The organism is Nonomuraea sp. NPDC049684 (assembly GCF_044465345.1).
Lineage (GTDB): Bacteria > Actinomycetota > Actinomycetes > Streptosporangiales > Streptosporangiaceae > Nonomuraea.
In genome coordinates this window covers 217675-230559 of record NZ_JBITLO010000004.1, presented here as the reverse complement: position 1 = coordinate 230559, position 12885 = coordinate 217675, and the positions used below count along the sequence as shown (strand labels likewise).

General features: G+C 68.6%; 14 protein-coding genes and 1 pseudogene. 10 read left to right on the top strand and 5 right to left on the bottom strand.

Annotation, left to right across the window (positions count from 1 at the left end; translation table 11 throughout):
- Window position 1 precedes the first annotated feature (1 nt).
- On the bottom strand, window positions 2-901 hold the full coding sequence (locus ACIBST_RS15020) for a DNA-processing protein DprA (RefSeq protein WP_397172015.1): 900 nt from the start codon (window positions 899-901) through the stop codon (window positions 2-4).
- 416 nt (window positions 902-1317) lie between these two features.
- Between ACIBST_RS15020 and ACIBST_RS15015 the strand changes: the two genes are divergently transcribed.
- Window positions 1318-1698, top strand: coding sequence for a hypothetical protein (locus ACIBST_RS15015; protein WP_397172013.1), 381 nt, complete (start codon window positions 1318-1320; stop codon window positions 1696-1698).
- 717 nt (window positions 1699-2415) lie between these two features.
- Window positions 2416-3753: a multicopper oxidase family protein gene (locus tag ACIBST_RS15010; protein ID WP_397172011.1), complete on the top strand. Its 1338-nt coding sequence runs from the start codon at window positions 2416-2418 to the stop codon at window positions 3751-3753.
- 153 nt (window positions 3754-3906) lie between these two features.
- Here ACIBST_RS15010 and ACIBST_RS15005 read toward each other — a convergent pair.
- Window positions 3907-4074, bottom strand: a pseudogene (locus ACIBST_RS15005) (transposase); the annotation flags it as partial.
- A 181-nt stretch (window positions 4075-4255) separates the two neighbouring features.
- Between ACIBST_RS15005 and ACIBST_RS15000 the strand changes: the two are divergent.
- The 3 genes from ACIBST_RS15000 (at window position 4256) to ACIBST_RS14990 (ending at window position 6114) form a co-directional block, all read left to right on the top strand.
- The gene (locus ACIBST_RS15000) at window positions 4256-4717 is read left to right on the top strand and encodes a GNAT family N-acetyltransferase (protein WP_358300590.1); all 462 of its coding nucleotides are present in this window, start codon (window positions 4256-4258) and stop codon (window positions 4715-4717) included.
- A 183-nt stretch (window positions 4718-4900) separates the two neighbouring features.
- A complete protein-coding gene (locus tag ACIBST_RS14995; protein ID WP_397172008.1) occupies window positions 4901-5323 on the top strand; it encodes a helix-turn-helix domain-containing protein in 423 nt (140 codons plus the stop codon).
- A complete protein-coding gene (locus tag ACIBST_RS14990) occupies window positions 5293-6114 on the top strand; it encodes a hypothetical protein (RefSeq protein WP_397172007.1) in 822 nt (273 codons plus the stop codon). Before ACIBST_RS14995 ends, ACIBST_RS14990 begins: the two co-directional genes overlap by 31 nt.
- 130 nt (window positions 6115-6244) lie before the next feature.
- Here the strand turns inward: ACIBST_RS14990 and ACIBST_RS14985 are convergent, their stop codons facing one another.
- Window positions 6245-6637 (bottom strand): DUF4158 domain-containing protein, encoded by a 393-nt coding sequence (locus ACIBST_RS14985; RefSeq protein WP_397172005.1) that lies wholly within the window; start codon window positions 6635-6637, stop codon window positions 6245-6247.
- A 258-nt stretch (window positions 6638-6895) separates the two neighbouring features.
- On the opposite strand from ACIBST_RS14985, the gene ACIBST_RS14980 reads away from it, so the two are divergent.
- Window positions 6896-7405: a MarR family winged helix-turn-helix transcriptional regulator gene (locus ACIBST_RS14980; RefSeq protein ID WP_397172003.1), complete on the top strand. Its 510-nt coding sequence runs from the start codon at window positions 6896-6898 to the stop codon at window positions 7403-7405.
- Window positions 7406-7422: 17 nt separating this feature from the next.
- Window positions 7423-7866, top strand: a complete 444-nt coding sequence (locus ACIBST_RS14975; protein WP_397172001.1) for a hypothetical protein — start codon at window positions 7423-7425, stop codon at window positions 7864-7866.
- A gap of 214 nt (window positions 7867-8080) precedes the next feature.
- Here the strand turns inward: ACIBST_RS14975 and ACIBST_RS14970 are convergent, their stop codons facing one another.
- Complete coding sequence (locus ACIBST_RS14970) at window positions 8081-8341, bottom strand: hypothetical protein (protein WP_397171999.1); 261 nt, start codon at window positions 8339-8341, stop codon at window positions 8081-8083.
- Between the two features lie 104 nt (window positions 8342-8445).
- Here ACIBST_RS14970 and ACIBST_RS14965 point away from each other — a divergent pair, with 104 nt between their 5' ends.
- The 3 genes from ACIBST_RS14965 (at window position 8446) to ACIBST_RS14955 (ending at window position 10951) form a co-directional block, all read left to right on the top strand.
- Window positions 8446-8811: a hypothetical protein gene (locus ACIBST_RS14965; protein ID WP_397172579.1), complete on the top strand. Its 366-nt coding sequence runs from the start codon at window positions 8446-8448 to the stop codon at window positions 8809-8811.
- A 488-nt stretch (window positions 8812-9299) separates the two neighbouring features.
- Window positions 9300-10355 carry an FAD-dependent monooxygenase gene (locus ACIBST_RS14960; RefSeq protein ID WP_397171997.1) on the top strand — a complete coding sequence of 352 codons (1056 nt, stop codon included), beginning with the start codon at window positions 9300-9302 and terminating at the stop codon, window positions 10353-10355.
- Between the two features lie 149 nt (window positions 10356-10504).
- Complete coding sequence (locus ACIBST_RS14955) at window positions 10505-10951, top strand: hypothetical protein (RefSeq protein ID WP_397171995.1); 447 nt, start codon at window positions 10505-10507, stop codon at window positions 10949-10951.
- A gap of 609 nt (window positions 10952-11560) precedes the next feature.
- On the opposite strand, the gene ACIBST_RS14950 is transcribed toward ACIBST_RS14955, so the two are convergent.
- Entirely contained in the window at window positions 11561-12826 is a 1266-nt protein-coding gene (locus ACIBST_RS14950) for a WD40 repeat domain-containing protein (protein WP_397171993.1), read from the bottom strand.
- Window positions 12827-12885 lie beyond the last annotated feature (59 nt).

Genomic DNA, 12885 nt, shown 5'->3' with positions numbered 1-12885 from the left:
ATCAGAAGGTGCTCGTTCGAGGTGTCATGCATACTAAATTGACCGCCCGCTTGGACAGTTCGTCAGTGTCCTGGACGGCAGTCATGCCTCCCCGCGACCCTGCCCGCGCGACCCACGGCTGTTCCTGGTGGAGCTGCTGGGAGACAAGCACGTACTTGCCGGTCTGGAGTGCCTGCTCAACGTGGCTGGCTGACGTCCCGCCGTCGGCTCCGTCGAGGACGTAGAGGCAGTCTGCTAGCCCGCAGGTCACGATGCGGGCGAGCGCGATGGTCCGGTCGGTCGGGGCGGCGTCGGGCCAGAACGCGGACACGAGCGCGCCGCAGTCGGCTATCCGCTCGGCCACACTGGTGTACTCGCCGAGGACGGTCGGTTCGGTGATGCCGCCGGCCAGGACGGCCAGGGTGCGGCCACCGGCGTCCATCGCGGCCTGGTGGACAGACGCGTCCAGGGCCGTGCCCAGGGGCGCAATGACGGTGATGCCCGCGTGGGCCAAGGCGCGGGCCGCCGCCGCCGCATGCTCAGAGTCGTCCTCGCCGATCACGGCGACGGACCGATGGTCACCGGGGCGGATGTCACCGCGGATCCACAGGAACGGCTGCCGGTCGTAGGCCCACATCAGGTTGCCGGGGTAGGCGTCGTCCAGCACGGTGACGAGCTGGACGCCGTTATCGCGCATGGTTGTGACGAGGTCGCGGGCCCAGGTCAGGTCGCCGGATTGGACCCGGGCCGCGATGTCGGCGGCGTGCGCCCGGTCGTCGGCGTCCCGACTCGCGCACCGGCCGGCGAGCAGCTCAAGGGCGCTACCAGCGTCGAGGATGGTGCGCGCGGTAGAGAACCAGGGCTCTGTACGGGTGGCTTTGGTGAGGGCGAGGACGGCGGCTTGCTCATCGATTGTGGTCATGGTCATCACCATCTTGAACGTGGTTCGGTGTGAACGGACGCGCCGACGCCGACAGAGGTGGCGACGGGATGCGTGGTTCGCCTTGGGCCTATCGTGCCGAGGTCGGCCCCACAGCGGGGCGGGTTTGCCGGGTTGGATTCCTTGCTGTGCCCGCCGCGCCGCGGGCGCCTGCCGCAGATTGCCGGCCCTATGGCGGGCATCCAGCCACTGAGCTGCCGAGGTCAGGCTTGTTCACGTGCTCAAACATGCCGCAGGCGATTCAGCCCGAGTGCGGTCGCCTGATGCCGCGTTGCTGAGTCGGTTCCTGGGCGCACGGCCCAGGACGGTCATGCCCGGCAGGTTCCATCCTGGGGGCGCCTTGCCCAATCACTACATTCTGATGCTATTCAGTTGCGTTCCGCGACATTATGAAGCACGTGTACGACGGGAAGGAGAGCGATGGCACGGTGGGTGGCGGTAGCGCCAGGCGTGTTGGTGGGTTCGTTGCTGGTGGCTGGGCCTGTGTGGGCGTCCCCGCGTCCGTGGCCGATGGGTACCGCCAACTCGGTGACGTGCAGATCAGCGCCGACCGGAAAGACGTGACACTCTGCGATCGGCTCGACGACGAGGACAAGGTGGCCGTGGAGTACAAGACCACGATCGGCCGGACGATCCTGCTGCAGGCCGGGCCCAAGCAGGGCTGCGTTTCGGACTCGGTGGTTTTCGGCTCTATCAAGTGGGCCAAGTTCTGCTACGGCCCGGACGTCGATCCCGATGGCGGCTCGTGGCGCTGGTGCAACCAGACCCGCAACCTATAGGCGTATTCCGGGACGACTCTTCTCATAGAGGATTGGAGGATCGGGTGTGTTGACCGGGGTTGCTTCTCGTGGGTTGCCGCAGCAGGCTCGTCAACGCAGGCCGGCACTTGCCGCGCTCGCTGTGCTGCTTGTGCTCGGTGGTGCTCTGGCCACGACCTTGCTGGTGATGCGGGCCGACGAACGTATCTCCGTCATCCGTGTCACCAAGACGATCGGCGCGGGCCAGCGCTTCGATCGCGGCGCGCTGCAGGAGGCGCGCATCGCCGATGGGGGAGTTTCCTACTGGTCGTGGTCCCGGCGCGACCAGGTGGCCGCCACCGTCGCAACAGTCACGGTGCTTCCGGGGACGCTGCTCACCCAGCCGATGGTCGCGGCGAACGGGAGTGGAGCGGTCAGCGGGAAGTCCGTCAGAGTGGGGCTGGCTCTCAAGCCCGTGCCGGGGATCGTGGCTGGACGATGTGGATCACCCGGTCGGGACGATCTATTGCGGAGGTGCGTGCCGGACGGCGGCGTGGATCACGACCCTCGCCGCGTCGGCCTTCGCCAAACCCCGCGATTCATAGCGAACAGGGATAGATCGCTACAGTTTCGACCGTGCATCGACGTAAGTTCCTCACGGTCGCAGCTCTGTCCGGCCTGGCAGCGGCCTGTAGCTCGGGTTCCGACGCCAGTTCCTCGTCTCCGGCGGCCGCACTCGATTTCGGCAATGCCCTGCGGGTGCCCCCGCTGCTTCACCCCAAGCCCGACAAGCACGGCGTACGGCGCTTCGAACTGTCCATGCAGGCCAGCCGGACGCAGATCCTGGCCGGCAAACAGACGCCCACCTGGGGCTTCAACGGGACGTTCCTCGGACCGACACTGCGCGCCAGCCGTGGTGACAAGGTCGAGATGGCCGTACGCAATCAGCTACCCGAGGTCAGCACCGTGCACTGGCACGGTATGCGCCTGCCGGCCCGGATGGACGGCGGTCCGCACCAGCCCATCGAGCCAGGCGCCATCTGGACGCCGCACTGGACGATCGACCAGCCCGCGGCAACCTCGTGGTACCACCCGCACCCCCACGGCACGACGGCTCAGCATGTCTACCGCGGCCTGGCCGGGATGTTCATCCTTGACGACGACCTCGATCTCGATCTGCCCGCCGACTACGGCGTCGACGACTTCCCGCTGATCCTGCAGGACAAGAAGTTCGCCGCCGACGGCTCCTTCGACGGCGACCCGCTCAAGGGCACCTTCGGCATCCTGGGCGACCACATCCTCGTCAACGGCACCTACAACCCCTACCTGACCGTCACCACCGAGCGCGTACGCTTCCGCGTGCTCAACGGCTCCAATGCCCGGATGTACAACCTTGCCTTCGCCGACAAACGCCGCTTCCACATCATCGCCAACGACAGCGGCCTGCTCAGAGCGCCGGTCGAGGTTGAGGCGTTCTCACTCACCCCCGGCGAGCGCGCGGAGATCATCGTGGCCTTCGCACCCGGCGAGCAGGTGGTACTGCACACCACCGACAACGGCGTCGACATCGGCAAGGGCGACTTCGACCTGCTGAAGCTCACCGCCGCCAACGACCTCAAGCCGAGTCCTGACGTCCCCGCCCGCCTGGCCGCCCTGACTCCCATCACCGCACCCGCCGGCGCCAAGGTGCGCCGCTTCAAGCTCAGCGGTCACGACGCCATCAACGGCAAAGAGATGGACATGGCGCGCATCGACGAGGTCGTGCCCGCCGGCGCCATCGAGATCTGGGAGATCGAGAACAACGTCTACTCCCACAACTTCCACATCCACGAGGTCGCCTTCCAGGTGCTGGAGGTGGACGGCGCCGCGCCGCCCGCCTACGCCACCGGCCACAAGGACACCGTCTACGTGCCCTCCAAGAGCGTCGTACGGCTCGCGGTCCAGTTCGGCCACTTCACCGACGCTGCCTCGCCGTACATGTACCACTGCCACATCCTCCGCCACGAAGACTCCGGCATGATGGGGCAATTCGTGATCGTCAACCCCGGTACTGAGAGCCAGGTGAACCTCACCATCCCCACCCACACGGGACACTGAGCAATCCGGACGGGTATCGGGCGTGTAAGAACAACGGCTCTGGCCCGTAATCGGTGGCGGCGTTGAGTGATCTTCACCGCGGCAAGATGCGGTGGCGCAGAAGATCGAAGCCGGCACGGCCCGTGCATTTGGCGCGTGATCCTCTTCGTCCCAGCGGGCGGTGCGCAGCAGCCGCTGCAGCGCCTGCGGGCCGTTGGCGGCGGCGTGTTCGGCCAGGTTCCAGCAGTTCTTGCGGTCGATGTCGGCAAGCAGCCCGCGCACGTAAGCGGTCGCGGCCCTGCGTGGTTCGACGCGGCCGAACCGACCGGCGATCCGGGCCATCAGCTCATTGAACATGACCATCCAGCCATCAGGGGTCTACGCTGTGGGCCGCGGCCACCGCACGATTTTGGTTGTCTTCACAAACCCCGAATGATCACGCGATGGCCGTCGCCATGTGACCCCGACCCTCGAGATCGCGATGTGTCACGGATTGCAAGGGTGCGACACATATCTTCTTCCCATGGATAGACCATGGAGACTTCGTCCAGCAACGCCGGCCGATGCTGACTGGCTCGCCGACCTCAAAGCCCTCACTATGCGCCCAGACCTGGAACGTCTCGGACTATGGGATCAAGACTGGGCACGTCGTCGATTCCTGGACACGTACATCCCGGCCAACACCGACATCATCGAGATCGACGGGAAGCCGGTGGGCGTCATCGCCGTGCGAGCCGAGGTCGATACGCAGTGGATAGAACACTTCTACCTCGACCCCGCAGCCCAGGGCCGCGGCATAGGTGGCCAGGTGCTCCGGCACGTCATGGACGCCCATCGCGACGCCAGGCCTTTCCGGCTCGCGATCGACCGCGGTAGCGCGGCGCGTCGGCTCTATGAGCGAGCGGGCTTCGTTCATCTCTACGATGACGCCAACGGTGTGGACCAGATCTTTGGTACTCCCGGAGAGTGTCCCGCGCGACCGTGATGTTTAAGGGTCTGAGAGAGCGACACCGGGCCGGCGCAGTGGCGTCATGGCAGTCGGAAAGGGGACGGTTGATGGAAACATCCGCATCAGATGGCGGCCCCGCCCCGTTGACGGGCTTCAGCGACGCGCAACGCCGGGCGGCGATCGAGCGCTGGCGGCTGCTGCCGCCCCATCTCGAAGACGATGTCCCGCCGGCCCAGCTCGCCGCCGCCTGCGGGATTCCCCGAGCGGACGCTGCGCCGCTGGCGTGCCGCCTACCGAACCGGCGGCCTGGCCGCTCTGGTGCGCCGGCCGCGCGCCGACCGCTGCCGGGTGAAGATGCCCGAGCCGTTGCGGCTGCTGATCGAGGGGCTGGCGCTGCGGCCGCCCCGCCGTAGTATCGCGGTGATTCACCGGCAGGCGGTCAGCGTCGCCACCGCGCAGGGGTGGCCGGTTCCCAGCTACTCCACGGTGCACACGAACAGAGCCTCGATTCCGTTCGGTCACCGCTCCGGCGCGACCCTTGTGCACCATTCCGGTGACACCCCCGCAGTGCCGCCCCCTTGCTCGATCCTTGGAACGGTGGGAGTTGCAGCTTGGGCATGGTGGGAAAACGCCTGGCGGTGAAGCAGGCCGGCGAGCGTCAGGTGATCAAACGCGTTCTCACCGTCCTGCGATGTCTCGGGGGGCTCGCCGCTCTGGCGGCGGTGCCGGCCCTGCCGTGGCTGCTCGCGCTTCTGGGTGTATACGGTCCGGACGGCTGGCAGCGGTGGGTGTTGGGGGGCGCGGCGGTCCCGGTGGGTTGGGCCTTGCTGTGGGCCGCCATGGTGGGCTTGGCCCCGATCGTGGACGCGTTGGGCAAGATCTGGATATGGTCCTGGCTGGCCGACACCCTCGTCGCCGTGATGGCGTGCTGGCTCGTCTGCGCGGTGGGAGTCTCGTTCATCGTCGCGCCTGCCCTGATCAGCGACAAAGCGCTCGCGGAACGCGGCCGAGTGAGCGTGTGCCTGGTGACAGGGGTTCGGGCGTACACCGTGATGGACAGCATCCCCGGGCACGGCGACCCCGGCGCCTTCAGCTACCGGTACGACTACCGGCTGCGCTGTCCCGGCGGCACGCCGGACGCCATGCAGACCCGGTCACCGGCAGCGAAACCGGGAACCGTCCTGCAGATCAGATGGGACCCCGCAGGCCGCGTCCCGCCCAGCCCCGCCGGCGAGTCGGCCGACCTCCACAACAGCTTGCGAAGGATGGCATGGGTCATCGGGGGCGCCACCGTCCTGCTGACAGCCCTGGGCGTCACGCATCTCATCAGGTCCTACGTCAAGACACGTGCCGCGGCTCAGGCCAGGCGCCGGATGTATCTCGCCGTGGGCGAGGGGCGCTCGCGACGTCACCGGTGGAGGCGGGGGGATTAGCGCCTGCTCACCTCGGCCTACCGGCGCGGGCTGACCCCGCTGTTCTGGCAGCACGTACGCCCCCATGGCGAGATGAGGCTGAACCTGGGCGGCCCGGCTGCCGATCGCCGATCCCGCCGCTGCGCCGCGATCACGAACCGTAATCTTGATCACTCACACAGCTACTTTGGGGCTGAGGCCAGCTTCGGGAGCGGAGGGCCCTACGATGCGGCAGGCCGGATCGCGGGCCGTCACGAGGGCGTTGGGTTCGACTGGCGCGGCCCAGGAAGTCTCGGATGAGCGGGGCGATCTCGCCCAGGTTGGCGCCAGCGTCCAGGTGAGCATCGGGCTCGCTGATCGCCAGTATCGCCGGGCCGTGCTGCAGACCCCAGCCGAGCCGGTTGTGCGGGCCGCGCTTCTTCGCCACCTCCGCCAACGCGTCCGCGTCCAGGTAGAAGAACCGCTCCAGGTCCTCCGGCGACGGATCAGTCAAGAACCGCCGGTAGCGGGCCTTCTGCTCCTCGGACAAGTACTGAAACGACATGACCCGCGACGGTATGAGATCAATGATTGTCTATCGGCGGGTACACCCAAACCGAGATCAACTCATTCGCGACGCCTTAGCCTGCAACCCCCTGACCTGCGGCGGGAGGCCTAACGTTCAATTTCGGCCGGATAGTCCCAAGACCCCATTCCCGGTACGCCGGTCAACCAGATGGGCCGGGTGTAGTCGGGGTTCGTTTTGGCGACATTCCTCGACCGGTCCCTGGCCTACTCCACCCTCTCGGGATATCGTTGCTTCATGGAAAGAAAGAAAGTGGTGCGCGACCTCAACCGTGCCGCGTTCGCCCTCATCACCGAAGGGCAACGCGGCATGGCCAGAGCGTTCGACGCGCCGCGCGTGGGCGTGCTGCGCGCCGTTGCCTCCGGGCGCCTGCGGCCCAGTGAGATCGGCGAGCGGCTGGACATGGCGCCGTCGTCGGTGACCCGTCACGTGCAGGCGCTGGAGGACGCCGGCCAGGTGAGCGTGGAGCCGGATCCCACGGACGCGCGTACCTGCCTGGTCGAGGCGACAGCGGCGGGGCGCAAGGAACTGGAGCGGCTGGAAAGCGCGGGGCTGGCCGCGTTCGAGCAGGTCGTGAGCAACTGGGACGAGGACGACCTGCGCACGCTGACCCGCCTGATGCACCGGCTGAGCGCCGACTGGGCCGAACGCGGGGCGGCGGCGCGCCGCCAGGTCCGGCCGGCGGGCGTGCCGCGCTGGCGGTTCCGGCCGCAACCCGCAACACCGCCCGCGGAGTCCGGTGACTGATCCTTGAGGAGGCCGTCATGCTCGACGTTACGCGCTCTTCCGCCTCGCTTCGCTGGACCGGCTGGTGCCTGTACGCCCTGGCCGCCTTCCAGGCGCTCATCGCCGTCCTGCTGCTGCTCAACTGGCAGGACACCGTGTCGGGCTTCACCGGCCGCGCCTTGGCCTCGACCAAGGCCGCCGCCGAGGGGGCCGTCGCCGGGTCGCTGGGCGTGCACGTTCTCCTGGCGGCCCTGTACGTCCTGGTCGCCGTCAAGGTCCCGGCCGGCCGGCGGTGGGCGCGGGTGGTGGCAACCGTCCTGCTCGCGTACAACGTGATCGGCGGAATCGTGACACTGTTCACGATCCCCGGCGAGACGCCGCTGAACCCGGCCGGCATCGTCCTAGCGCTCGCCGCGCTGATCCTGCTGTGGGGGCCGCGCCTCAGACCCCGCTCCCGCCAGAGCGGAGGACGTACCAGCTAAGCACGTATCCAGAAGTTCTGCCGTAACAGGGCGTGATGGCCAGCACCGGCAGCCGGCGACTCGGCTGGGTTGTGTCATGCTCGTACGTCTTGGCGTCCTGCTCCCGAACATGTCCCCAGCCCCAAGGTAGATCGGCCGCCGCAGGTCAGGAACTTTGGCGTTTCGCTCTGGCCGGGCCGCCGGTGCGGCGGCGATGTTGATCGGGAAGCAGAGGTCAGTGCCCCGTTCCCGCCTGGTCCATCATCGAGCCGATGGTCATGGCCATCCGCCGTCGGCTGACCAGTCGTCCCGCTTGCACCATCAGCCGGTTCCTCGTGCCCGTGATCACGCTGGGTGGCGGGGTGCGCCGGTCGAGGGCCTTCAGGGCGATCGTGACGACCTCGTCGGGGCGCATCCGGCTGGTGCCGCCGTCGGCCTGGGCGCCGGCGACGTCGAAGAACTCGGTCTCGGTGGCACCTGGCGACAGCGCCATCACGCGCAGCCCGGTGCCGCGTGATTCGTACCAGAGCGCCTCGGTGAAGCTGAGGTTGGCTCCACGCCGTCGCCCACGGCGCCGATGCAGCTGCCGCCTTCGCCTCCATCCTGCCCTGGCGCGGCAGCACATTGCTGGACCTGTGCGCCCGCCGAATGACGGCCAAGGCGGCTCGCCACCGCTACGTCCAACTGGAGGACGCGCGACTCGCCCGCGCCATCACGACCATCCTCTTCGCCTCCTCTCCGTCCGTGGACGAGGCCACCGACTGGCTGGACACCGTGGCCCACACCTTCGCCGGCGCCGAACCGGGACCCGTGCCGCCGTGGGCGTTCAACACCTTCGCCACGTTGCAGTCCCTCCACATGCACCTGACCCGGGGGCTGGCCGGCCGCGGCACGCCACCTCACGCCGAGGCCGTCGCCACTCGCGTCGTGGACATCCTCCGCGGCCCCTTCCCGTGGCTGTTGTGACGCTGCCGGCGACCGTCCCCTCACAGCACTCAGGCCGGTACGCGAGCTCTGACGGATGCCATCACCAATCCGCGCGACCTCTGAGCTCCGCCAACTGAGACGTCCTCTTTCTCCATATGGCCGGCCCGAGCTCTGCCATTGTCCGAGGTTTTGACGCCAGGCGAAATCACTTACGAGAACGGGTGTCGGTATCGGCGGTTGCTCACCTGGTCATCGACGTGTTGCCTGGCACTCGCGTACGCGGTCCACGCTGCGGCTCAACGTGGTCTGCGCTGCTACGACCCTCAGCGGATCCGGCGTGGCGTATCGCGCGCGGTAGCTTACTGTGCGCGTATAACTACTCTGTGCCAAATGAAGTGCAGAAAGTGATTTGTGTCGGTGGCGGACCCGCTGGCCTTTATTTCGCGATCCTGATGAAGCTGCGCGATCCTTCGTGTGACATATCGGTTTTCGAGCGCGATCCGGCAGGTTCGACATACGGCTGGGGCGTGACGTACTGGGGCAGCCTGCTCGACCGGCTGTACGCGAGCGATCCGGAGTCGGCCCGCGCCATCGGCGAGGCGTCCGTGCGGTGGAATGACGGGATCGCCCTCGTCGGCGGCCGCACCACCACGCACCGCGGCGACGAGGGCTTCGGCATCGGCCGCCACCGGCTGCTCGGCATCCTGGCCGACCGGGCGATCGCACTCGGCGTGCGGGTGGAGTTCGGGTGCGAGATCCTCGGCGAGGTCCCGGACGCCGACCTGGTGGTGGCCGCCGACGGGGTGAGCAGCCCGCTGCGCGGCCGCCACGACTTCGGCACCCAGATCGCCACTGGCGGCAACACCTACATCTGGCTCGGGACCACCAGGGTCTTCGACGCCTTCACCTTCGCCTTCGTGGAGACCGAGCACGGCTGGATCTGGTGCTACGGCTACCCCTTCGACGACGAGCGCAGCACCTGCGTGATCGAGTGCGCGCCCGTCACGTGGCGCGGGCTCGGGCTCGACCGCGCCGACGAGGCGGGCAACCTGGAGCTGCTGGAAAAGCTGTTCGTCGACCTGCTCGACGGGCATCGGCTCATCGGGCGCGGGCAGGGCGTCGCGCGGTGGCTGCGCTTCCAGACCGTGACGAACCGCTCCTGGCACCGCGGCAACCTCGTCCTGCTCGGCGATGCCGCGCACACCACGCACTACTCCATCGGCGCCGGGACCACGCTCGCCATCGAGGACGCCATCGCGCTGGCCGGCGCGATCGAGCGCCACCCCGCCCTGGAGCCCGCGCTCGCGGCCTACGCGCGGGAGCGCAGAGCCGCGCTGTTGCCGGTCCAGAGCGCCGCCCGCTACAGCGCGCGGTTCTACGAGGACCTGCCGCGCTACCTGCGCCTGGAGCCTGCGGAGATGTTCGCGCTGCTCGGCCAGCGGCACTCGCCGCTGCTGTCGTACATGCCGCCGCGGCTGTACTACCGGCTCGACCGGGCGGCGAGCCGGCTGGAGGCGCTGCGCAAGATCAAGCGCTGGGCCGGGCACCGGATCGCCGGGTCACTGCAGTCGTTGTCGTGCTGACGGGGTCAGCGCAGGTCGCGGACGAGGTGGCCGATGACGGAGCGGACCCTGCCGTCGTCGAACGAGTCCGAGCCGATCAGCAGGGTCACAGCCCGGCGCGGACACGCCCGCGTCTCTGACTCCCTGGGGATTCGGGACGCAGCAGATCGATGACAGACCTCGGCGAGGTCTCCATCGCCTACACGGTCAGGATCAGCGCTGTGAAGGCCAGTTGCTGGACGCGTACCACGTCCCTGACAAACACTATTCATCGATGTGCCGGTCACCGCCTTCTTTACCTCCGAAGGACCGTGCGCGCCGCCCGGGAGGAGCGCGTGGTGTTCCTGCCGGGCCGTCAAAAGGAGGTCACTCGAATGAGCGAGCCGGCAGGTGGGCGGGCAGCGGCGGGACTCCTGATTCTGCTCACTCTGTCCGCCGACGCCATCTACGCCACCTTGCCGCCCGGTCGCATGAGGGCCACTGCGCTTCCCGCGGGTTACTGGGAGCATTCGCGAGGCGACCGGTTCACCGCGACGTCGGACAGCGGCCGGCAGTATCTCTATCAGGGCCGGGTGTGCAACGGGAACGTCTGGAAGCTGCCCTCGCCCGGTGGCTGACAGCGCGGAATGGACCCGGGCAGTGGCGCACTGCCCTGATGTCAGAAACGTCGGCGGCCAGGTGACTAGGTCGAGACCGGCAGAGCTGCGGCAAGATCACCGGGCTGCTTCGGTCGGCAGGTACCGGCATGACGCTGGTCCATCAGATCGCAGTGCCGGTGCAGGATGGTGTCCGGTCGGACGAGGAGCCGTAACCGGTGTAGGGCCTCGCGGGGCAGCGAGGTCAGGAGAGCGGCAAGAAAGGTCCGGTCTTCGGGCGCGAATCTCCACGTCCTTGACCCGAGTGCGCATGGGGGCGGCGAATGTGTTGGTGATGGTCAGGTAGGCGAGGCGAAGGAATACGGCCGACCATCTTGCCGCACGCATTCTCCAAGGTGGCCGGAACTCGCGCACGCCACGCGAGCCCTCGTAGGGTCATGACCAGGGCGGACGTAATCACCGGCAGATGCAAGGTTGTGCCGTCACCACAGCCCATCACCGTCACGATCACGTCGAGCGCTGTGGCGGCATTCCACAGTCGTCCCCGCGGGAGACACCCCTCAAGAAATGGAGCCCCTACGCTCCCTTCCAGCACGCCCTGACTACTCGCGTTTCGGTGTTTCCTCATGATCAGAGCGCAGGACATGGGTTGTGGGGGCCTGGATCGCCGAGTCCATCCGGCCAGCCCACGCCACCGGCGATCTTCGCCCACGTCTCCGGTGTCACCCGGAGAGCACGTAAGGCCGAGTCGGCGCAGACGTCACGCAGAGGATCACCGCTGATCCCGCCGACCAGCCACGACCTCACCCCCCACCCGGCCGCCGCGCTCATGGCCACCCCGCCGTCGGCGCTCAACGCCACCGCGCCCACCGGGCCCGGCGCCCCGGGCAGATCGGCCAGCAGCACCGGACGCACCCGGTCACGCAGCCCCCACCAACCGACCCTGCCGCCGTCCTCGCCCGTCACGGCGCCACTCCCATCGGACGTCAACGCCACGCCGATCACCAGGCTCCGCACCCCTGGCAACGTCGCCAGCCGCCGTGGCCTGGCCGGATCGCCCACGTCCCACACCTGATTCCCCGTCACCGCCGTACGCCCATCGGCGCTCAGCGCACCCGCACCCCACGGTCCACCCGGCCGGGTCAGCACCCCCGCCTGAACCGGACGCGCCGGGTCGGCCAGGTCCCACACCACCGCCTTGTCCTCGCTGACCGTCAACGCCCTGCGCCCGTCGGAGCTCAACCCCGCCGACGACACCGCCGACGCGTGCACCGCCGACGGCCGCCGGATCTGCCCGCCGGCCGCGTCCCAGAAGACGACCCCGCCGCCGTCGAAGCCCGCCACGGCCCTCCCGCCGTCCCGCGACAGCGCCACCGCGCTCACCGGCCGCACGCCATCACCCGCCACGACCGTGCGCGAGCGGGAATGACCGCTCATCTCCCACACGCGCACCGAACCGTCGCGGCCACCGATCAGGCCGGTGCGGCCATCAGCGGTGAGCGCCACCGCGGAGGCGTCCAGGCGATCCTGCAACGTGCTCGACGCGGTCACCAGCAGGCCGCGCCCGGGAAGCCCCTGAGGCGCCAGCTCCCACCGGACGACGCGCTCGTGCGCGTCCGCCGACAGCGCGATCCGCCCGTCGGCCGACAGCGCAAGGTCCCGCACATCGCTCGCGCCCGGCAGATCGCCCTGACGCCCGGCGAGCAACGTGCCGATCAGCGCGGCCCGCGTACCGGCATCGGCGTGCAGCTCGACCGCGGCCGCGCCCACGAGCCGCGCGGCCAGGTCATCGACATCACGCAGCCTCACCCCTTGCAGGGCCAGGTCCCTGGCGGTGGCGATCCTGGCGCTCTCACGCCCGTCGACCACCACCCAGGCCAGAGCGGCCAGCAGCACGCCTGCCAGCAGAATCAGGCCAAGACCTGACCAGGACCGACCGCGTGCAGCACGTTGAT